Origin of the sequence: Salmonella sp. SAL04162 (assembly GCF_046551535.1) — a bacterium.
GTDB classification, from domain to species: domain Bacteria; phylum Pseudomonadota; class Gammaproteobacteria; order Enterobacterales; family Enterobacteriaceae; genus Salmonella; species Salmonella enterica.
In genome coordinates this window covers 26,582-48,823 of the sequence record NZ_JBGDVX010000013.1, presented here as the reverse complement: position 1 = coordinate 48,823, position 22,242 = coordinate 26,582, and the positions used below count along the sequence as shown (strand labels likewise).

Genomic DNA, 22,242 nt, shown 5'->3' with positions numbered 1-22,242 from the left:
TATCCTCTCATTTGTTGATATTTTGTTTTTACTGATAAACAAATTGATGTTAATCAGCAGTTTTGTATACGCTTATTCTTTAAAAAAACGTGATGTGATGACATTAACGATTGCTTTTTTAGATGCTGTGAATTGATTTATCTTGAGTATTATCTATATTGCTTTTTTTAGTTTCCGGAGGCAGACAGCGAATGGGATCGAAAGGTGCCAACAAGAGCTTTGATTATAATTTAATCAAAATTCTTGACGCTGTTATTTTGTCAGGAAATGCGGCTATGGCGGCAAAAAAGCTAGGCATTACACCGGCTGCCGTCTCTATGGCGTTAAAGCGCCTGCAGAGTTATTACCCGGAAGAACTGTTTAGCAGAGGGAAAGGCGGGCTCATCCCCACAGCTAAGGCTGTCGACATTCACCAAAATTTCAGTCAGGTGATGAAACTGGTGGATGACACATTTCTCTGTAATAGCAAAAAAGATGAAGCGTTCCAGATAACGTTATTAGGCAGTGATATTGTTGAAAGCTATTATCTTTCTCAGCTCTATAACAGCGATATTTTTGACCGTATTTTGATAAATCATTTCTCTGTCAGAAATATGAATCGGGAGCGTATCAGCGAACTTCTGTTTACTGCGCAAGGCGATCTGTTGATTGGTGCCGAACCTTTGCTGGAGTCCGGCATAGAGAATCAAATTATTGATAGTTTTAAATCATTTGTTTGTATCTGTAGCAGTAAACACATGCTGAGTACCCTCTCACAGCTATCGCTACATCATTTTTATTCTTCGCGTCATGCGTTATATCAGCCGGGGATGGGGGCTTCAGTGATATATCATGATAGCGAGTTATTTAAGGATGAGCTTTACTATACTGGCAGGCGTATTGTCGGCTATCGCAGTGATTCGCTTAACGGTTTGATGAGCATGATCGAACGAACCTCATTGATTGCATTGATGCCTTTGAAATTAGCGCTTTTTTATAAAAACCATCGTAAATATGACATTAAATTTATTCAGCCTCCGCCCGAACTGGCTTTGAAGTCAGTTCAGGTCTATGCATCCTGGAATAAAAATAGTAGAAATATATCGACGATTAATGAGATGGTAAGTATGTTACAAACGCTTTCCTCCTTCCGTCGCTAATACACCTCATTTTTACGCTTTGATTTAATATGGTTTTAAATGATGTGCTTTGATTTTCACCCGCCTGACAGGGCGCTTACACTCCTTGTGTTAATTATTCATTTATAATGATTTCGGAGTGTTAAAATGTCTATTCCCAACCATGTGTCGACAACGGAAGTTGTGCTATTGGAGCTGGAGATCTTACTCACTATTATTTCGATTGGCGCGTGGGGAGGCTTTGTCAGCTATCTTTTACGCAAAGATAAGACAGAATATAATAGTTCTCATGAAAGTATAAAATATTGCTTAACGCAGATCGTGATTTCCTGCTTCACCAGTTTCTTGTTAAGCGCGATTGCGATCGAAAAAGAATGCAGTTTCAACATTGTTCTGTTGGCGGCAGGCTTAGGCGGTGTTTTCGCGAGTCCGATCTTAAAAATTCTTGGGCGGCGGATTAAAAAAATTATCGAAGGAAATAATTCAGATTAATTATCATTCACGGTATCAGGCTCATCCGTGAGCCTTTTACGCGTCTTTTTTCAGCCTGGTCTAGGTCACTCTATTCTTGATCCAGCCATAAATAAATTGTTCGTTATTGTGGTTTTTCTCAGCAACGTTTAAGTAGTACGTGCCCTGACTGCAATTGAGAGCTTTCACCAAAACGGCTTCCCCTTCCTGGCCTCGCCAGGCCAAATAATGTTCGAGAGCGGCAAGCGTCCGCGGACCAATATTGCCATCCACATGAACATCCGGGTAGCGTTTACCTTGGTGATTAAAGACGTTCAACCAGCGTTGCAGCCACGTGCTGGGGTGGTAAGCGCCTATGTTGACTGCCGCATCGCACAGCTCGAAGGAGACTGGCCACGATAGCGTCGAGATGACATCAAAGCCTGGTTTTATCCAGTAATCCTCTTCGAGAATCGCGTAGGCTTCGGCGCGGGTCAGATCCCGCATATCGCCAGCATAGCCATGCGCTCGCGCCGTGGCTTCGGTAATGCCCCAATGGGTGGCGCCGCCTTTATCTTTAGGGTTAAATACGTAACCGCCTTCAAGCGCAATAATTCCATCTATAATTGGATTCATCTTCCCTTTCCTTCGCTTAGTGAATATGCAGATACATGAGAGAACCTAACGTTACTGAAAATACGGTCGTCAGGGCAGCGATGGTTTGCCGTACAATCTGTTTTTTTCTTCCCTTTGTTTCGCTATCCGTCGCGATAATGGCGATATCACTATTAACTTTGAGGCCTTGTCTTGGAATGGTAATAAAAAGATCGTTAATACCAAGCGCTTTAAGGTCACGTCTGATTAAATAGAGAATCTGCGTTAGATTTGCATCATTAACATAGTGGCTTCGACTTCCCCATAACGCGGTGGTTATTTTTTGTCGCTCGATAATCTCCAGATGAGCATTCTCGATGATGAAACTGAGACATTTGGCTCTCATCGCAGTCATTTTAATAACCTGTGAATTCGAGACCGTCCTCAGTTCATATTTACCTTCATTGTAAATGCAGTTGCTATTAATGATATAAGTTTTCATAACGTCTTCCTTTAGAAATGTACATCCTGGTTGTCTGTGGTGACTATATTGTATGAGAAATGTCTTAATCCAATAAATGTCACTGGTTTTATTGTATTGTCATTGTCTATAGCGAGTGTAATCACATTATTTCATTGTAATTAAATGATATTTAATTACATGATAAATGATATTTACTATGTTCTCACCAGAACTGACTAAGCGGGCGCTGAGAGGTGTTGTTTTCTCTTCGACAGACGGTGTTGTTAACCTCATTTTTATGATTTTTATATCATCTAAAAAGATGATGTTTTGTGATTAGCTATTTTTTATGCCTGTAACGATTATGGACCCCGCAGAACGAGCTGCGACAATTTTGAAACGTAAAAGGAAATTTGAAAATGGCTACAAGCAAACTGATTCAAGGCGATACAATTACTGAAACTACCCATGCAGCGAATGGTTTTGACCCTGCAACAAGCGATGATAAAATAAGCTATACTTCCGCTCGTGTTGCGAAACCGGTATACAATAAATATAAAAACTCCACGACTAAACCGAAGGTATTCGGTTATTACACCGACTGGTCACAGTATGACAGCCGTCTGCAAGGCAATATGTCCCAACCGGGCCGTGGTTATGATTTAACCAATGTTTCACCGACGGCTTATGACAAACTGATTTTCGGCTTTGTTGGCATCACCGGTTTCAGAAAAATTGATAAAGAAAACCGCGACGTCGTAGCAGAAGCGGCAGCACAGTGCGGCAAAGTGAAATATGAGCCGACCTTCCTCGATCCGTGGGGCGATTTCCAGTCTTATATCAACCTGGGTTTTGAAACCAGCGGCTGGGATGTTGATCCGAAAACCGTGACCCAGGCTAACGCCAAAGGTATGCTGGGCGCACTGCGTGATATGCAGGCAAAAGCGAAAGCCGCAGGTCACACGCTGGCGCTCTCCATGAGTATCGGCGGCTGGAGCATGAGTAACGGGTTCCACGAAACCGCCGCTTCTGACTCTTCTCGTAAAATCTTCGCCAAAGGCGTGGTGAAACTGTTCAAACAGTTCCCGATGTTCAGCGAAGTGGATATTGACTGGGAATACCCGAACGATGAAGGGGCGGGCAACCCGTTTGGTCCGGAAGATGGCGCTAACTACGCGCTGCTGATTGCCGAACTGCGTAAACAGCTGGATTCCGCTGGTCTGAGCAATGTGAAGATCTCTATCGCTGCTTCCGCAGTGACCACGATTTTTGATCACGCTAAAGTAAAAGATCTGCTGGCTGCCGGCCTGTATGGCATCAACCTGATGACCTATGACTTCTTCGGTACGCCGTGGGCGGAAACGCTGGGCCACCACACCAACCGCAAAGCGCTGGAAGAGGGCGGCTGGGCTGTCGAAACCATCGTTGATCACCTGCTGGCGGAAGGTTTCTCCGCTGACCGTATCAACATCGGTTATGCCGGCTATACCCGTAACGCTCGTCAGGCAGAAATTGAATCCCTGTCGCCGCTGAAAGGTTCTTATAACCCGGGAACAGGTGACACTACAGGTTCTTTCGAATCCGGCACCAGCGAATGGTATGACGTCATTTATAGCTACCTGGATCTGGAAAACCAGAAAGGTCGTAACGGTTTCAACGTTTACACCGACCAGGTCGCTGACGCTGACTACCTGTATAGCCCGGAATCCAAACTGTTTTTATCCCTGGATACGCCGCGTACTGTCAAAGCAAAAGGCGAATATGCAGCGAAACTGGGCCTGGGCGGCGTGTTTACCTGGACTATCGATCAGGACAACGGCGTGCTGGTTAACGCCGTGCGTGAAGGTCTGGGTTATGAAATCGAATCTGAAGTTATTGATATGGAACCGTTCTACTTCGAAGGTATCAATGTAGAAAATGGTGAAGAACAGAGCGATAGCGACGACGCGCAGAAAGTCAACCACGCGCCGAAAGCGGCGATTGAACTGCTGGTCGTAGGCGGATCTACGGTACAGCTGTCTGGCGCAGGTTCTTCTGATGAAGATAGTGATGAATTGTCCTTTAGCTGGGGCGTGCCTTCTCAAATCGCTGTGGCAGACAAAACGGCAGAAATCATTGAGGTTGTGGTACCGGAAGTTAGCGAAAAAACAGCCTTTCAGTTCACCCTGTTTGTACGCGACTGCTACAACGAACCGTCCTCTCAACAGCGCTTTGTTCTGACGGCTGTGCCTGCGCTATCTCAGGTTCAACCGGAACCGGAAGAGGAAGAAGAGATTATCGTTCCTGTACCGGACGAGGAAGAAGATACCACGCCAGCTGAGGATGATACGCCAGCAGATGACAAAACGTCACCTTACGCACAGTGGGATGCTTTGACCGTTTATGGCGCAAACTGGGGTTCTTTCGAAATCGTTAGCTGGAAAGGCCATAACTATCAGGTGAAATGGTGGTCTATGGGCAACCAGCCTGACCTGAACTGCGGTGTCGGCGGTGCATGGACCGATCTTGGCGCTTACTAATACACGGCATTAAGCACGCTGTATTGGGCTTCATGATTCAAGCCCCGGTTTACCGGGGCTTTTCTCCACCAGGGACAGAGGAAGAGTAGACCATGACCATTTCCATCCATGCCAGCGCATTTGACGTCAACAGCTGGTATCAAAAAATCACCTTAACCTTTATTAATGAGAGCGGTAATGCGGTCGATATGAACCATGCCGCAATATCGTTCACGGCCTCCGGGCACATCGATCCATGGGGAAATAGCGGCGGTACGCTCAAAGGGAACCTGCCGCTTACGTTGAACGATAGTTCGTATGGCACGCTGGAAACTAACAACATCATCATTAATAACAGCGATGCATTACTTCTTCAGCCGGGCGAACGCGGGACGCTCTCTTTCAGCCTCGCGGCGACACAGGTGCCGGGAAAAATGTCCACCATCACCTTGATGCTGGCGTCATCGTCATCCGAAGACACAGAGTCTGAAACCTTATCCGATGAGGAGACGCCAGCGATACCCGCCGCAGATGAACACCCCGCCGAACCCGATGCGCCGGAAAAGGATAACAACCTTCAGGAACGCGGCCTTACGCTTAACGTTAGCGAGTTGAATACCGCGAGTTGGTATCAACGCGTCACCTTTACGCTGACCAACCTCTACGCCCAGGCGGTAGATCTCAATCAGCTTCAACTGAATTTTACGGCCAGCGCGCACCCCGACCCCTACAGTCCGTTTCAGGGAACAATGCTGGGGAATCAGGCCGTGACGCTGGCCAGCGATGGGGGATGGCCCATCGAGAAGAATACCATCACCATTAATCATGACGGCGCGCTGATGCTGGCGGCGGGGGATACCGCCGAATTACAGTGCTATCTGGCCGCCACGCAGACACCAGTTGCCATCAGCGATTTGAGCGCGACGTTGGCCCATGACCCTGCCCGTCAGGGAAAAATTTGCGTTCATTTTCCTGCCATGACGCAGACCGTGGCGCTTAAATCGGCGATTGAGCTGCTGTTTCCTGCCGGCGAAACCCGGCGCTTTGTCGGTGAGTGGGGAGAGGTGCTGACAATAGGCGATCTTAGCGCAGGAACGTATCGGCTTACCGTACCGGTACTGGCGAATGATGAGATGCAAATCGCGCCAGTCGAGTCCTCTTTTACCGTTCCGCTGCAAACCGGCGATGCCGCCGCGCAGGTCCAGGTATCCTGTCTGCCGATTGTCCGTTATGCCAGCGCGCGTCTGATGATTGACGCCCCTGCGCTTGGTAATGCGAAATTGACCGTTGAGATCGCCGATGCTACGCAAGCGGATGAGCGTACCGTCACGCTTATCGCCAACCAACCGCAGTTAATCACCCGGCTACTGGCGGGGCATCATTATACGGTCAATCTGCAGCCTGCGATGATTAATAACCGCTTTATATCGGCACCCATACAGCTTACGGGTTTTATCCCTGCCGCGGCGCAGGTTGCCGAGGTTGCTGTCGCTTACCAGCAGGCAGCGATCGACACGGCGAGTTTCGTGACGGTGGATGCCACTCTACTGGGCCTGCCTGATGGCGTCGCGCCACAGCGTTATCTGTTCAGCAGCGGTAAATATCAATACTCATTAATACTGGAGAGCGGTAGCGATCGGCAGACGTTGGCATTACGCTTTGCGCCCGGGCTGTATGATGTTCAGACGGACGATATTTTCATCGACAGCGTGCCGTGGCGTTGTGAACAGGCCGGGCCGCTACGGTTATTGCAAAAGGTCAACCATGTGGCGCTGGAGTTTCTGCCCGGCGTGACGCTACAGGTAAAAGGTTGGCCTGATTACCTTGCTCATGGCGGAGTGACGGTTAACGCGCCAGAGACGGTTTCTCTTTATCGCGATATACCGTTTAGCGCGTTGTTTAAATACGATGGTTTTGACGGCGGCGGCGATCCGGTTCCGGCCGCGGAGGTTGACGTGAACGGGGATGGTTTTCTGGATTACGCGACGTTACCGATCCATAAAACCGTTGCGTTGGTGCGCCAGATAGAAAAAGAAGCCGGGCGTAGCGTCATGCCGGTAATGGTTATTTATACCGCGAATGCCAGCGGCGGTAGCGCCCTGGCGGATTTACAGGATGCGCAAAAGCTACGTAACCATTTTGGTAACTTTATTACCCAGTGTCTGGCGGCGCAGTCATACAAAGATGAGACGCATCCTGTCCCGGCGACCTTTGTGCTCAACCCGGATTTTCTGGGGGCGCTACAGCAAGGACCGTATGGCTATACCGTAGTACGGCAAAAAAACAGTGTGCCGGTGAATGCCCAACTGGCGGCGGCGATACAAGCATTACCGGCGATGGCTGGCTTTATCGCGCCTTCGTTGCCGACGTTTAGCGACGATCTCTACGGCTATATTCAGGCGGTGAACTATCTTGTTCGTCAGTTTGCCCCGGATGTGGCTTTTGGCTGGCAGACGAATGTCTGGGCGACAGGAACGGCGGACTGGGTGCTGCGCGATACCGCTGATCCGGTAGCTGAAGGGCAGGCGATCGCCGAATTTATTCATGAACTGGGCGTTTATAGCGGAGAATATGCGCCGGACTTTATTGCGTTTGATAAATTTGAGCGTGACTGTTTCAGTCCTGATGCGCTTGCCCACTATGGCTGGAATGCGACATGCTGGCTTAATTATCTGGCGATGGTCAAACAGGTGACTAAAGCGCTGCTGACGCCCGCCATGCTGTGGCAAATCCCTGGCGGCCATATGCCTACAGTAGAAGAGGGCGTCAGTAAAATCAGCGCTGCGCACTTTGCATCCGGCGGAACCTTTTTTATGGGGGACGCCCGCATTGGCAGCGATCCTGACACGCTCTCTTTGCAGCTACTCAATACGGCCTTAAATAGCGCGACTTACGGCGTCCCGACCGTCGGCGACTTTTTACGTAAAGATAAAGGGTATGACTGGGGCCAGATGCAGGCGCTGAACCTACCGGACTTTAACGTCTTTTCGATCTTATGGGGCGGTGGTTCTACTATCAGTATTACGACAATCCATTCTAACGGTGAAGACGGCGGCTGGCTGGCGGATAAAATGGTAGAGTATTATGCTGCTCCACGCTATTTCAGATAATATCACTGCTTATTTGCATTAATCTGGACTATTAGTTTGAGATTCGAAGGCGCGTTCTTTCGAATCTCTTTTCTTGCGCCCCCTGACCTCTCATTCTTTATGCGTAATTCGTGATTAATTTTCTGTAATCATTTTGTATTAAGAATTGTCTTAATCTTAAAAATATTGCGTATTAGTGCCTTGTGAATACAGAAATACTGCATAGCGATGTTATTTATTATTAATTTAAGTACTTTTTGAGAGGTTATACTGTGACGCTACATTGAGTAGACAACCGTTAATGAAAAAAATGATGAACGACGCTTTTGCTAAAGATAATAATGAGAATTCATTACACTCTTTTCTTTTTTCTCAGCAGGCTAAACCTCACGCGGCGATTGATGCCTTATTTTCGGCCTTGTTGCCATTTGGCCAACCGTTTACGCTGGGTATCGGCGATGAGTTTTATTTACAGGCAAATGATGAACACTACATTGTATTACTGGAGTCAGGCGTTGTTTCTTTCTGTCATAATGACAAACGACTCCATATATCCTCATCGTTTGCGCCATCGGTCGTGGGTATGGTTGACAGCTATGGCGCTACCTATAACGTCCCCGCGCGACCGGAACACTTTTTGCTCGCAGAAACGGTTTGTACCGGTAGATTTGTTCGCCTGCCGGATTTTATAAAAATCGCCGATGAATGCGATTTGTGGCACGACGTGGCCCGTTGTCTGGCTTACCGTCTGATGGTGATGAGCGCGCGCGATCGTGAATTAGTCGGCGTCGATTCTTATCTGAAAGTTCGGGCGCTGCTGACTGAAATCTGGGCTTATCCACAGGCCTACCGGGAAAGCATTATCGTGTTGAATTTTATTCAACGGCGTACCGGGATATCGCGCAGTCGGACCATGAAGATTCTGTCTGAACTAAAAAAAGGCGGGTATATCCATATTGACAATGGGCGGCTGACGGCGCTCGGAAAACTGCCAGTGGCGTATTAATGTACTATACGCAACGATATATTTACATATCTCGACTGAATTTGCCTGTTATCGTTAATAGAATGTTTTACTGAAGGTTGTTATGAAGGCTATTTTTAAAAGTCAATATGGCTAAAGGAGATGGGCCGAACGACTGGTGTAAAGTTAATATAAAACAATAAGTTATGCTTAGTCCTATAAAACCAAATGTCGATGATTGCAACTTGCCGTTGGCTTGCTAATAATTAATAACATCGTTATCTCATTATAACGTAAAGATTAACTCACGACGTTGAGTGGCTGTTTTATTGCTTCTGATATTTATATCAGAACAAGAAGACACTTTTTTTCGCATAAGAAAAAGTCGTGATATTGCTGTGAAGAAATATCAGCAGCCGTTTCGTTAAAAAATCTGATTACCCTTATTTTTATATTTAAAAGGAGCTTGAATGAAAAAGCCTGTACTAGCATTAATGGTCTCTGCGATTGCCTTTGGCGGAATGTTGTCCACCGCGCAAGCGGATACTACAACCGTCACTGGCGGTACGGTAAATTTTGTCGGACAGGTCGTTGACGCTGCCTGTTCTGTTTCCGCTGACTCTGTCGATCAGACCGTGACATTAGGCCAGGTTCGCGCCAGTAAATTAACCGAGGCCGGTATGGTGGCGAATCAAAAAGAAGATTTCACCATTAAACTGGAAGACTGCGATACTCAGACCAGCCAGAATGCGGCGGTGATTTTTAATGGCCAGCAGGACGCAAACCAGCCGGGTTCGCTGGCGAATACCGCTGGGGCAGGTTCGGCGACGAATGTGGCATTACAACTTTATGGACCAGATGGCCAGGCGCTGAATATCGGTGAATCGTCCAGTACTGTTACTTTGAACGATGGCGAAAACGTTATTCCGCTTAGCGTGGATTATATAGCTACCGGTACGGCGACTGCCGGTAATGTTACCGCGACGGCGACATTTAGCATGGTTTATTCCTGATTCCTTATCGGGATTTTTTCTCGTCTGTTGGGAGGCGAGAAAGGGGCGTTACGCGCGTCACTGCGCGTAACAAACCGACGGCATCAGGATATTACGCAGATGAAAAAAAACGTACCGATTTTCCTTCGATTATTGCTACTGCTGTCGGCGGCCGGCCTGTCGTTTGCCGCGCAGGCGGGAGGCATTGCGCTGGGCGCGACCAGGGTGATTTATCCGCAGGGAAGTAAGCAAACCTCCTTGCCGATTATTAATTCTTCTGCCAGCAATGTTTTTTTAATTCAGTCATGGGTCGCCAATGCCGATGGTTCACGCTCGACGGATTTTATCATCACGCCGCCTCTCTTTGTGATCCAGCCTAAAAAAGAAAATATATTACGTATTATGTATGTCGGGCCGTCATTACCGACCGATCGCGAAAGCGTATTTTATTTAAACAGTAAAGCGATACCCTCTGTCGATAAAAATAAGCTGACCGGCAACTCCCTGCAAATTGCGACGCAAAGCGTGATTAAGCTATTTATTCGCCCGAAAAATCTGGCGGAGGCGCCAGCTCATGCCCCGTCGACGCTTCGCTGCCGTAACGAACGCGGCCAGCTAACGATTACTAACCCTTCGCCGTACTACGTTTCGATGGTTGAACTGTACAGCGCAGGGAAAAAGCTGCCGAATACTATGGTACCGCCGAAAGGCGCGATCACTCTCCCGGCGACGTCCGGCCAGGTATCTTTGCGCACGGTAAACGATTTTGGCGCAACGACGCCAGCACGCGTTTGTCCAGCTTCATGATGTTATGCGTAATCAGCTTTTCATGACGCGATATTACTCCAGCGTAGCTAAACCCGTATTAACCCCGCTGGCGTTGGCTATCGCATTGGCGCCTGCGCCGGGGTGGGCGGAAAACTATTTCAACCCGGCATTTCTGTCTGACGACCCGTCTGCGGTGGCCGACTTATCGACCTTTTCCCGTAATGCCCAGGCGGCGGGGATGTATCGCGTTGACGTTTACCTGAACAATACGTTTCTCGCGACCAGAGACATTGCCTTCCAGGCGGTGAAGACGACGGGAAAAAGCGCGCCCACTGATGACAGCGGATTACGCGCCTGCCTGACGCCTGAAATGCTTAAAAATATGGGGGTAAACACCGGGGCGTTTCCATTGTTGGCGAAGGCGGCGGCGGGAAGTTGCCCGGATCTCGCCAGTGCGATACCGGCCGCCCGGACCCGCTTTGATTTTGCGCAGCAACGTCTCGACATTAGCATCCCGCAGGCGGCGATGGTTGCCAGCGCCAGAGGCTATATCCCACCGCAATACTGGGATGAAGGTATTAACGCGTTGCTATTGAATTACACCTTTACCGGCGCGAATAGTCAGGATTGGAGCCCAGGCGGCAGTGCGGAGAACAGCTATTTTCTTGGATTGAATAGCGGCCTTAATCTGGGGGCCTGGCGGTTACGCGACTACTCCACATGGAACGCGAATAGCGGCGATCAGAATAGCGACAGCGACTGGCAGCACATCAGTACTTATCTGGAACGTGATGTGGTCTTTTTGCAGGGAGAACTGACGGCAGGCGATAGTTATACCCCCTCCGCATTATTCGACAGCATTCCTTTTCGCGGGCTACAACTGGCGTCTGACGACAATATGTTGCCAGACAGCATGAAAGGCTTCGCGCCGACCATTCACGGCATTGCCAGAAGCAACGCGCAAGTGACCATTCGGCAAAACGGCTACATCATCAATCAGCGCTATGTGCCGCCCGGGGCATTTACTATTAATGATCTCTATCCCACCGCCGCCAGCGGCGATTTGACTGTGGAAGTCAAAGAGTCTGACGGTTCTATTAATCGCTATAACGTGCCCTATTCCGCCGTGCCGATTCTACAACGAGAAGGGCGGCTGAAGTATGCGGCGACGGTGGCGGAGTATCGCAGCGATAGTAGTCAAAAAGAGAAGGTGAAATTCAGTCAGGCGACCTTGATATGGGGGTTACCGCATGGTTTTACGCTGTATGGCGGAACACAACTTTCCAGTCATTATCACGCGCTGGCGATCGGCAGCGGCGCAAATCTGGGCGACTGGGGCGCGGTGTCGCTGGATGTCACCCAGGCTACCAGTACGCTGGCGGATAATAACACCTACCAGGGGCAATCGCTGCGTTTCCTGTATGCCAAATCGCTTGCACAGTCAGGAACCAATTTACAGCTTATGGGCTATCGCTATTCAACCTCGGGCTTTTATACGCTGGATGATACCACGTGGAAACGGATGAGCGGCTATGACGATGACAGTCGGACTGACAGCGATAAAAGCAGGCCGGAATGGGCGGATTATTACAATCTTTATTATACCAGGAGGGGGAAAGTACAACTCGATATCAATCAACAGCTAGGCGGGTTGGGATCGCTTTTTATTACCGGCAGTCAGCAAAGTTACTGGCACACTGATGAAAAGGATTCTTTGTTGCAGGTGGGATACAGCGATACGCTGGCGGGTATTGCATGGAGTGTTTCTTATAACAATAACAAATCCGCAGGCGATGCGGAGCGCGATCAAATTTTCGCGCTGAATATCTCGGTGCCGCTAAGTCAATGGCTACAACACGACGATGAGGTCACGCGCCATCACAATGTTTACGCTACCTTTAGCACCAGTACGGATAAACAGCATAACGTTACGCAGAATGCGGGCCTTAGCGGCACACTGCTGGACGAAAACAATCTTAGTTACAACATACAACAAGGTTATCAGAATCACGGTATTGGCGAAAGCGGCTCCGCCAGCCTGGAATACGATGGGGCGAAAGGCAACGCCAACATTGGCTATAACGTTAGCGATAACGGCGATTACCAGCAGGTGAATTATGGCCTGAGCGGCGGCCTGGTGGCGCACGCGCATGGGGTGACGCTAAGCCAGCCGCTGGGCAATACCAATATTTTGATTGCCGCGCCGGGCGCAGCCAACGTCGGCGTTGTCGACCAGCCGGGTATTCATACGGACGCGCGTGGCTATGCGGTGGTGCCGTATGCGACGACATATCGCCAAAACCGTATGGCGCTGGACGTTAACGCGATGGCTGATGATGTCGATATTGATGACGCGGTGACTCGCGTTGTGCCGACCGAGGGCGCGCTGGTTCTGGCCCGCTTTAAAGCGCGAGTCGGCGCGCGTGCCCTGGTAACGCTGAATCATAACGGTAAGCCTGTCCCCTTTGGCGCAACGGTGACGGTGAATGAGCGTCATGCGGAGGCGATTGTTGACGAGGCCGGGGAGGTCTATCTTTCCGGGTTGTCAGCGCAAGGCGTTCTGCACGTTCGCTGGGGGAACCTGCCGGATCAACAGTGCGTCGCGTCCTATCATCTCTCTTCCTCCCGTCAGATTCTGAGCCGACAACATGCGGAGTGTCATTAAATGAAAATACCTCTTTTATTTGCTCTGCTGGTGGGAAGTGTCGTATCGCAGTACGCATTCGCAGACGTGTGTAAAAACGTTAACGGTGTACCTTCCAGTATTAATTACGATTTAACGACCACTCTGACGGCAGAACAAAACCAGGTGGGAAAGACGGTTCAACTGGAAAAAAGCCAGGAAGTTAATGTACAGGCGGTGTGTCCCGCCGGCGCGGCGACCAATAGCCAGACTTATCGCTCCTATGTGTCGCCATATCCGATCGTAGAAACGAGCGGTAACTGGAAATATTTAAAGCTGGACCCGGACTATCTTGAAGGCGGAATGCGAATTGAGGATTCTTCGGCGGGCGATATCTATCCGCCAATGAACAATGTCCTGATGGGATATGATGAAAATGTGAAAGCGGGTCAACCGTTTTACGTTCGTGACTCAAATCTGGAGTTTCAGCTCAAAATTGTTAAACCGTTCGTCGGCACGGTGAATATTAGTCCTAAGACTATGTTCAATGTTTATGTCATGACCGCCGCAGGCGATCCGCTGACAGATGTCGTGTACAGCATTCTTTATAGTGGAACGGTGACCGTACCGCAAAGTTGCGAAATCAACGCCGGACAAACGATTCTGGTGAATTTCGGCGCATTGTACAGTGGCAATTTCAACCATGCAGGCCAAAAGCCGGAGGGGGTACGAGCGAAAAAATTTAGCGTACCGGTAAAGTGCAGCGGCCTGGATTCGCAGGTCAATTTAACGATGCGTCTTATCGCTACGCCGGATAGCCACGTTCCCCAGGCTATCGCTTCGGATAATGCGGATGTCGGCGTAGTGGTCGAAACCGATGAAGGAAACGCGCTTATCCCCAATGATGCACAGAGCGTCGCGCCTTTTATCACCGATAGCGCCGGACGCGCTAACATCACATTGCAAGCCTACCCGGTGAGTACAACAGGCGAAACGCCAGCGGAAGGGGCGTTTACCGCGCTGGCCAGCCTGCGAGTGGACTTTGACTAAATGAACAGATCACACTGCGCTCTTTTTGCCATGGGACTGATGCTGTGTCCACAAATCAATGCCAGCGCTGACGACCTCGCTTATAACCTCGAATTTACCGGCACTATTGTGGCGCAAACCTGCGACATAGATATTTCCAGCCTCAGTCAAAGTATTGATTTAGGGCAGTTTGCGGTCGGCGATTTTCCTTCGACAGGAACAACGACAAAATTTAAGCCCTTTAATATCAACCTCAAAAATTGTTCCCGAGGAATTGCCGGGGCGAAGATCTGGTTTACCGGCGAACCCGATCCGGACAATCCCGCGCTACTGGCGATAACCGATACCGGGATGGGAAGCGGAAACATGTTAGCAAGCGGGGTAGGGGTGGAAATTCTGAATGATGATCAGGATACCATCAGTATCAATAATGCCGACTCAGTGGTCTATCCGTTGAAAGCCGGACGCAACACGCTGTCTTTTTATATTCGCTATAAATCGACCCGGCCTACGGTCACGTCCGGGAACGCGACGGCGGTCATGTATTTCGATATGCAGTATGAATGAGGAGCCATCGTAATTATGCGTAACGATATCCTGTACGGCATCGGGATGCTGCTGGCGGCATCCGGCGTCCAGGCGCACGATGGCCGGGTCTATGTCTCCGGAACCATCACGGACAATACGTGTTCGCTCTCTCCAGACTCGGAAAATATTAACGTGGTGATGGGCGAGGTTTCTCAACGGCAGTTTTATCGCGCAGGCGACGGTTCCGCATGGCAACCTTTTGCTATCGATTTACAAAACTGCGGCAGCACTGCCAGCGGCGTAACGGTCAGTTTTAGCGGTGCGGGGGACAGCCGTAATACGGATTTATTGGCGCTTACCGCAGGGGAAAGCGACGCTTCAGGCATTGGGATTGCGCTTTATGATCAAAATAAAACCTTAATCCCACTGGGGCAGGAGAGTGATGTAGTGACGCTCAGTCCGGGCCAGGCGTCGGCGCATCTGCAATTTTACGCGCGTTATCTTGCCGATGGCGGCACGGTAACGCCCGGGGATGCCAATGCCTCCGCAACCTTCATTCTTGCCTATGAATAAGTTCTTTTTACGCTGCGCAATATATTGGTGCTTGCTTCCCATATCATGGGCGCAGGCTGGCGTGGTGATTGGCGGTACTCGCTTTATCTATCATGCGGACGCCCCGGCATTAAGCGTACCGGTAAGTAACCATTCAGAAGCGTCCTGGTTAATTGATACGCATATTTTACCTGGCGGCCGCTGGCCCGGAACCAAAAACGAAGGGAATATCACGCCCTTCGTGGTCACGCCGCCATTATTTATGCTTTCAGCGCGCCAGGAAAACACGCTGCGGGTGGTTTATACCGGCGAACCGCTACCCGCCGACAGGGAAAGTCTGTTTACCTTGAGTATCGCCGCTATTCCCTCCGGTAAACCGGAAGCGAACCGTGTACAAATGGCGTTTCGTTCGGCTTTAAAATTGCTCTATCGCCCTGAGGGACTCGCCGGCAATCCGCAGCAGGCCTACCGGCATCTGAGCTGGTCGCTTACCCCTGATGGCGCGACGGTACGCAATCCGACACCCTATTACGTTACGCTCTTTTTATTACGCGCTAACGAGCGCGCCCAGGACAACGCCGGGGTCGTGGCTCCCTTTGCAACGCGTCAAACGGACTGGTGCCGGCACACGGTTCGCTGCACTGTGCGCTGGCAAAGTATTAATGACTATGGGCGGGTAATGCCAGCGCAAACCGTGGATCTGACGCGTATTCATTAACCTATTTTTCAGGCGTCTCCCGATAGCGGGAGGCTTTCCGATCTTATCGAACGAGACTTTTATTATGTATTATCACGCGTTAAAACTTTCCCGACTGTCGATGTTGACGTTGGCAGGCGTTGCCGTATCCGCCTCGGCAATCGCCGCCGATTCTGCCCCGACGTCGCAAATTGGTCCGACGGCGGAAGCCTACATCGTCAGTCATCCGGATAAAGTGGGAGAGGTGGTGGCAACGTATTTGGCCGAACATCCGGAATTTTTGGTCGCCGCCAGCGAGACATTGCATCAGCGTCAGCAGATTGCGCAACAACAGGCATATGTTCAACTGGCATTACAGTATCGTGCTGAGTTGCTCAGTAGCAGCAGTCCTTCCGTTGGGCCCAACGAGGCAAAAGCGGCGGTGGTGATGTTCTTTGATTACCAGTGCTCGTGGTGTAGCAAAATGGCGCCAGTGGTCGAAAACCTGATTAAGGCGAACCCGGATACCCGGTTTATTTTCAAAGAGTTTCCTATTTTTTCCTCCCGCTGGCCGGTATCCGGACTGGCGGCCAGAGTCGGCGAACAGGTATGGCTTACCCAGGGCGGGGCAAAATATCTCGACTGGCATAATGCCCTGTATGCTACCGGCAAAGTGGAAGGCGCGTTAACGGAACACGATGTCTATACCCTGGCGCAACATTATCTAACGCCGACGCAGTTGACCGCCGTAAAAGAAGCGCAAAGCAGCGGTGCAGTACATGATGCGCTCCTCACTAACCAGGCACTGGCGCAGCATATGGATTTTAGCGGCACGCCTGCTTTTGTCGTCATGCCTCAGACGCAAAACGGTGATGTAAAACGGGTGACCGTGATCCCGGGAAGCACGACTCAGGATATGTTGCAAATGGCAATTCAGAAAGCGAAGGGGTGATATTCGCTCAGAGGAGAACGCACAGGAGTGAAAGTAAAATGAAGTCTATGCGTTGCGTCATACCGGTGATTTTACTTTCCTTTATCGTTCATGAAGGGACAGCGAAACCGACCGCTCAGATTCATTTTATGGGATCGGTTGTTGAGGCAGGTTGCTGGAATGACGTGGGAACCTTAGAAATTCAATGCCATAATAAACAGGGAGTTGAACGTTATATTATTGTCGAGAATATTATCACGCCGATATCGTCTCCTCATGCAACGGTAAAACGAGATTATTTGGATGAAGATAAGCAATTAACAGTGCTACGCATTGTCTATGACTGAACCGCGTAGCAGACCGCAGATGGTGTCCCGTCAGTGTCGTGTGAGGATATTATGAAAAATGTTCTCACCTTCCCGGGACACGGTCTACAGACTTTATCTTCAGATAAACGGCGCTAAAAAGAAAAGTACGATCAATAAAAAAAGAGTGGGAATACCAATAGATATAATTTTATTACATCGGTGAGTATGATGTTGAATAGCTTGTGGCGGTATGTCAGCAGCGTCAATGATAAATCTTTCATCGATTTTTATTCCCTGCCTGGGGAGCGTAACGAACAGTTCGAAAAGCCCGATTTGTTGTAAATCTCGTCGCAGCAGATAAAGAAGTTGCGTCAAATTAGCATCGCTAACAAATTGACTTCGCTCTCCCCAAACTGCGTGTGAAATCATTTCTCGCGTAATCAACTTCCTGTAGGCGTTTTCAATAAGATAGCTTAAGCAGCGCGCACGCATTAACGTCATCTTTAGCACTTTTTTATCATGTAATGATATTATTTCTCTTAACGACTCATTATAAATAAATTCGTTATTAATAGAGTATTGTCTCATGAATTCACTCCATTTTGATATTCATAAGGTAAGTTTCACACTGTCAGTGTGTTCACTGGCGGTAAAGTACTTCTTGCATCAGCACGGATAAGCGTAGAGAATCTCAAAGAAATAAGAGAATCATTTGTGATTAAACAGGATAACATTATGCTTTTTTACTTTTTTATAAAGTGTGCCAGATGTTTTTGATGTTTTTTATAAAATAGTATCATGTGTTTTTATTTCATACAGGCTGAAATGATATCAATAAAACTATAATTTAATAACAAACAGGTAGAGGAAATGATTTACTTATTGAAATAAGTGTGGTGCAAGGTTAATCTGCGCTTTAAATGATGGTGCCAGATTATACCAGCCAGGATAACCTATATGCGGCCAATAAAAAATGCTAAAAAAATTGACTACAATCTGATCAAAGTATTCGATACGGTTATTACTGAAGGAAATGCAACCAGGGCGGCGAGGAAACTGGATGTCACGCCTGCGGCGATCTCTCAGGCTCTTCTTCGCTTACAAAATCTTTATGGCGAAGAGTTATTTATCAGAACCCGCAAAGGATTAGTCCCGTCCAGCAAAGGTAAATCGCTCCACCAGGTATTTCGCCAGGCAATTGAATCTATAGAAAACACACTTTGCGATAAAACAGATGCTCAGGAGAGTAATGAACTCATTGTTCTGGGGAGTGATATCACTGAAAATTACTATTTTCCGGCGTTGCTGGATATGATGTTGGTGAATCGATATATTATTAAACACTATGCGATTAAAAAAACAGGGGAATACTCGCCAGCCTCCATGCTGACGCATGGTTATGCGGATGTCATCATGGGAATTCTGGATATTAAGAGTGAGATGATCGAAAGTTATCTTATTGATAATTTATCTGATTTTGTTTGTGTTTGTGGTGAAAAAAGTCCATTGGTTGGGCTTGAAAAAATTTCTTTATATAATTTTTATGCTGCCAGACATGCTGTCTATCATTCAGATATGTTCTCTTCTTTCACCGCTGATAGCATTGATTTATTCAAGAGCAGTACGCCTTATGCGGGGCGCAGGGAAATAGGTTATTATAGTGATTCACTATTTGGAGTTATCGGTGTTGTTGAGAAAAGCGATATGGTTGCGATTTTGCCAGGAAAGATTGCTACTTATTTTAGAGATGTACGGCGTTATAATATAAAAATACTACGTATGCCTGATGAAATAATTTTTCGTACGTTACCCGTTTATGCTTATCTGGCTACAAACAGCATCCATTATAAAAATGCCAAAAAACTGATATCAACATTTCAGTCGACCTTTCTTTTTAGCCAGGAAAAGCAGCCTGACGCTTTGGTTGAAGGAAGCACATCCTTATGCGATTTGTCGGTTTAATATCAAATTATTGTATTAAATAAATAACCGTTATGACCATGGTCAGTAAAGCGAAAAGTAATGCCATATATTTATACCCTTCTTTTTTTAAAGAAGAGGGATGGTTTTTATTTTCATTGCTGATAATAATGTTAGCATCAACTTTAATACCAGTTCGGGGCACCGTGGAAAAAAACTGGCTCAGGCCAAAGCCTTTAAGGTCGCGCCGCAGTAGATATAAAATCTGGGTCAGATTGGCGTCGCTGATAAATTGACTTCTTTCCCCCCAAAGTTCATTAGTGAGCTGTTTTTTATAAATAATCTCTTGTTGTGCGTGATTTAGCATATATTCCAGACACTTTATACGCATTGCGGCAATTTTTATCATCTTTCCCGTTTTTATGTTTTTTAGCTCATTGGTCTTATCATTGTAAGTGTGCGTGCTGTTAATTAAATAAATAGTCATGATGTTATTTTATGGGTTTAATGGGGGTGGCGATAATAATATGCATATTAAATTTAGGGATCAACTGGCGTGACTGTAATAGCGCCTTTTTTCCAGAGAAAATCGTATCATGTCACAAAAATGATGGTTTTTTAGAAAAGCTAAAGTTTTATTTTTAGTTACTCTAAAAATAAAATGATAGTAGTGTTAATTTTTATCAGTAGATTGATGTGCTTTGATTGATTTATTGTTGGTATAAAATAATTTGAATTACGGCGTAAGGCCTATGCCAACCATTAAAAAGGTATAGGCTATTGGTCGCAAAGCATTAATGCTACATAATTGTTATGCTTTTATAGTAGCGCCAGGGAAATAAAATCTCCGGATGATAAAGAATAGTGTTAGTCTGGGTGTTATTTTATGGATGTTTTATTTTAAATTATTAAACCGATTTCTCTTGTTGACGTAGGGTTATTTGCTAAGCAACGGGCTGGCATGTTGTGGCCGCTCGTTGTCTATATCTGAATTAATAAGGAGAAACGTATGAATAAGAAAAGTTCGTCAATGGTTAACTTGCCCGCACCGCGTGAGCCGATTAACCAGAAAATCGATACCAATAACGCATTGGTGTTAAACCATAACGCCATATATGAACAACGATTAGCGGAGATCACGCAATCTAATACCTGTGACAAGGCCATTGTCACCGTAAATCCCTACGGGACCGCCCCGTTGAGTCTCTATCTGGGGATTTGGATTGATGAAGCTGCCGCGCTTGAGATCAATGTTGTTGATAGCGAAGCGACGACAGAGGCAGTGCGTTATCAATATGATGTACATCCGGGCGCTAACCTTATTCCTGTGTGTGGGATGGTATCCGCGGTGAATAATCAGATTACCCTACGCCTTGCCTCGCAAATTGTCGGGCAATATACAGTAATGACAGACGCATTACCGCCCACGGATTCGGCTAACGTGAGCCTCGCTTTCCCTATTATTAGCGTCTCCTGTCCTGCGCAGCAGGCCTCGCTGATGGAGGAAGGGCTTTATTTCTCCACTTATTTTGATCGGTATAATCTGGCTTTTGATCATAACGGGATTGTCCGGTGGTATGTAAGTCAGGAAATCCCTTCTTATAATTTTGTCAGAATGGATAACGGCCATTTCCTGGCGACGTCACAGGGAATAAACCATTGTCTGAATATGTATGAATTTGACATTATGGGACGGGTTTATACGGTTTATCTTCTCGACAATGAGTTCCATCACTCCATTCTTCCCATTGAGAACAATCTGGCGATTGCGCCTTCAGAATATAGCAATGGACGGCCAGATGGTTACTCAACCGGGAAAGATGGCGTTTCTATTATTAACTTATCTACCGGACTTGAAGTCGCCTATTACGATATGCTGTATGTGATGGATTATTCCAGATCGCCGCGTCCTTCCGGAAGCGCGCCAGGTCAGGACGTATCAATGGATGACTGGCTGCATATCAACCAAAGCTATATTAATGAACCCAACAATTTGCTGATCTGTTCCGGTCGACATCAGAGCGCGATTTTTGGCGTAAATGTGGATTCCGGCGAACTGCGCTTTATTATGGCGAACCATGAGGATTGGTCTGACGAATTCAGGCAATACTTATTAACCCCTGTCGATGATGATGGCGTCCCGCTGTATGATCTTACCTCGCCGGGAGGGATTGATGCGGCAGATAAGAATTTCTGGACCTGGGGGCAGCATAACATTGTTGAAATTCCAAATGATGAGCCTGGTATCCTGGAGTTTATGGTCTTTGATAATGGTAACTATCGTTCACGCGAAGATGCGAAAAGTCTGTTGCCTCTCGATAACTTCAGCCGGGTGGTGCAGTTTAAAATAAACCTAAACACGATGACCGTAACGCGTCCGTATGAATATGGTAAAACGGAAGTCGGGAACCGGGGCTATAGCAGTTTTGTGAGCGCTAAGCATTTATTGACTAATGGTCACCTGGTTATTCACTTCGGCGCGACGACGGTTGATGAGTTTGAACATACCATTACCGCGCAACCAGGTTCCAGCGATCTTGTCGATCCGGATGAAGGGCAACAGGCGTTAGGCCGACTGGTATTACAAGAAATCAATAAAGAGACGAAAGAGGTTTTATTCGAAGCGATGGTGACGTCGGGCTATTTCAAGAACGAAGAGACGAATGGCACGAATTATCGTTATGATATTTCTGCATTTCGGGTATACAAAATGCCGCTGTTTGCATAACTAAGTATGTT

General features: G+C 47.7%; 20 protein-coding genes. 16 read left to right on the top strand and 4 right to left on the bottom strand.

All coding sequences use genetic code 11. From position 1 onward, the window contains the following. The first annotated feature begins 191 nt into the window (after window positions 1-191). Together ACLJRH_RS21185 and ACLJRH_RS21180 are read left to right on the top strand one after the other, a co-directional pair. Window positions 192-1,139: a LysR family transcriptional regulator gene (locus ACLJRH_RS21185; RefSeq protein WP_000534916.1), complete on the top strand. Its 948-nt coding sequence runs from the start codon at window positions 192-194 to the stop codon at window positions 1,137-1,139. A 126-nt stretch (window positions 1,140-1,265) separates the two neighbouring features. Further along, complete coding sequence (locus ACLJRH_RS21180; RefSeq protein WP_000026889.1) at window positions 1,266-1,610, top strand: phage holin family protein; 345 nt, start codon at window positions 1,266-1,268, stop codon at window positions 1,608-1,610. A 60-nt stretch (window positions 1,611-1,670) separates the two neighbouring features. On the opposite strand, the gene ACLJRH_RS21175 is transcribed toward ACLJRH_RS21180, so the two are convergent. Both ACLJRH_RS21175 and ACLJRH_RS21170 read right to left on the bottom strand, forming a co-directional pair. Beyond that, window positions 1,671-2,204, bottom strand: coding sequence for a glycoside hydrolase family 108 protein (locus ACLJRH_RS21175; RefSeq protein WP_001527317.1), 534 nt, complete (start codon window positions 2,202-2,204; stop codon window positions 1,671-1,673). A 16-nt stretch (window positions 2,205-2,220) separates the two neighbouring features. After that, window positions 2,221-2,664 (bottom strand): transcriptional regulator, encoded by a 444-nt coding sequence (locus tag ACLJRH_RS21170; RefSeq protein ID WP_000860681.1) that lies wholly within the window; start codon window positions 2,662-2,664, stop codon window positions 2,221-2,223. A 380-nt stretch (window positions 2,665-3,044) separates the two neighbouring features. Here ACLJRH_RS21170 and ACLJRH_RS21165 point away from each other — a divergent pair, with 380 nt between their 5' ends. The 12 genes from ACLJRH_RS21165 to ACLJRH_RS21110 all read left to right on the top strand — a co-directional run bounded on the left by ACLJRH_RS21165 (window position 3,045) and on the right by ACLJRH_RS21110 (window position 17,622). Then, entirely contained in the window at window positions 3,045-5,144 is a 2,100-nt protein-coding gene (locus ACLJRH_RS21165) for a glycosyl hydrolase family 18 protein (RefSeq protein ID WP_000235809.1), read from the top strand. Between the two features lie 92 nt (window positions 5,145-5,236). Then, the gene (locus ACLJRH_RS21160; protein WP_023137527.1) at window positions 5,237-8,233 is read left to right on the top strand and encodes a hypothetical protein; all 2,997 of its coding nucleotides are present in this window, start codon (window positions 5,237-5,239) and stop codon (window positions 8,231-8,233) included. A 280-nt stretch (window positions 8,234-8,513) separates the two neighbouring features. After that, on the top strand, window positions 8,514-9,218 hold the full coding sequence (locus ACLJRH_RS21155; protein WP_000738619.1) for a winged helix-turn-helix transcriptional regulator: 705 nt from the start codon (window positions 8,514-8,516) through the stop codon (window positions 9,216-9,218). Between the two features lie 428 nt (window positions 9,219-9,646). Continuing rightward, window positions 9,647-10,189 (top strand): fimbrial protein BcfA, encoded by a 543-nt coding sequence (locus ACLJRH_RS21150; RefSeq protein WP_000743357.1) that lies wholly within the window; start codon window positions 9,647-9,649, stop codon window positions 10,187-10,189. Between the two features lie 99 nt (window positions 10,190-10,288). Next, window positions 10,289-10,975 (top strand): fimbrial biogenesis chaperone BcfB, encoded by a 687-nt coding sequence (bcfB, locus tag ACLJRH_RS21145; protein ID WP_023137526.1) that lies wholly within the window; start codon window positions 10,289-10,291, stop codon window positions 10,973-10,975. 4 nt (window positions 10,976-10,979) lie between these two features. Further along, entirely contained in the window at window positions 10,980-13,601 is a 2,622-nt protein-coding gene (bcfC, locus tag ACLJRH_RS21140; protein WP_023137525.1) for a fimbrial usher BcfC, read from the top strand. After that, window positions 13,602-14,609: a fimbrial protein BcfD gene (locus ACLJRH_RS21135; RefSeq protein ID WP_000701256.1), complete on the top strand. Its 1,008-nt coding sequence runs from the start codon at window positions 13,602-13,604 to the stop codon at window positions 14,607-14,609. Then, the gene (locus ACLJRH_RS21130; protein ID WP_001082038.1) at window positions 14,610-15,155 is read left to right on the top strand and encodes a fimbrial protein BcfE; all 546 of its coding nucleotides are present in this window, start codon (window positions 14,610-14,612) and stop codon (window positions 15,153-15,155) included. A gap of 15 nt (window positions 15,156-15,170) precedes the next feature. Next, window positions 15,171-15,689 carry a fimbrial protein BcfF gene (locus ACLJRH_RS21125; protein ID WP_001632109.1) on the top strand — a complete coding sequence of 173 codons (519 nt, stop codon included), beginning with the start codon at window positions 15,171-15,173 and terminating at the stop codon, window positions 15,687-15,689. Next, complete coding sequence (gene bcfG, locus ACLJRH_RS21120) at window positions 15,655-16,386, top strand: fimbrial chaperone BcfG (RefSeq protein WP_077909935.1); 732 nt, start codon at window positions 15,655-15,657, stop codon at window positions 16,384-16,386. The genes ACLJRH_RS21125 and bcfG overlap by 35 nt, the downstream gene beginning before the upstream one ends. A 64-nt stretch (window positions 16,387-16,450) precedes the next feature. Beyond that, entirely contained in the window at window positions 16,451-17,296 is an 846-nt protein-coding gene (locus ACLJRH_RS21115; protein WP_023223267.1) for a DsbA family protein, read from the top strand. 38 nt (window positions 17,297-17,334) lie between these two features. After that, a complete protein-coding gene (locus tag ACLJRH_RS21110) occupies window positions 17,335-17,622 on the top strand; it encodes a hypothetical protein (protein ID WP_000839834.1) in 288 nt (95 codons plus the stop codon). 99 nt (window positions 17,623-17,721) lie between these two features. On the opposite strand, the gene ACLJRH_RS21105 is transcribed toward ACLJRH_RS21110, so the two are convergent. Continuing rightward, window positions 17,722-18,171 (bottom strand): transcriptional regulator, encoded by a 450-nt coding sequence (locus ACLJRH_RS21105; RefSeq protein ID WP_001601508.1) that lies wholly within the window; start codon window positions 18,169-18,171, stop codon window positions 17,722-17,724. Window positions 18,172-18,540: 369 nt separating this feature from the next. Here ACLJRH_RS21105 and ACLJRH_RS21100 point away from each other — a divergent pair, with 369 nt between their 5' ends. After that, entirely contained in the window at window positions 18,541-19,545 is a 1,005-nt protein-coding gene (locus ACLJRH_RS21100; protein WP_001247389.1) for a LysR family transcriptional regulator, read from the top strand. Between the two features lie 7 nt (window positions 19,546-19,552). Here the strand turns inward: ACLJRH_RS21100 and ACLJRH_RS21095 are convergent, their stop codons facing one another. Continuing rightward, on the bottom strand, window positions 19,553-19,990 hold the full coding sequence (locus ACLJRH_RS21095; RefSeq protein ID WP_000158343.1) for a transcriptional regulator: 438 nt from the start codon (window positions 19,988-19,990) through the stop codon (window positions 19,553-19,555). Window positions 19,991-20,512: 522 nt separating this feature from the next. Between ACLJRH_RS21095 and ACLJRH_RS21090 the strand changes: the two genes are divergently transcribed. Further along, window positions 20,513-22,231, top strand: coding sequence for an aryl-sulfate sulfotransferase (locus ACLJRH_RS21090; protein WP_023137522.1), 1,719 nt, complete (start codon window positions 20,513-20,515; stop codon window positions 22,229-22,231). Window positions 22,232-22,242: the final 11 nt, after the last annotated feature.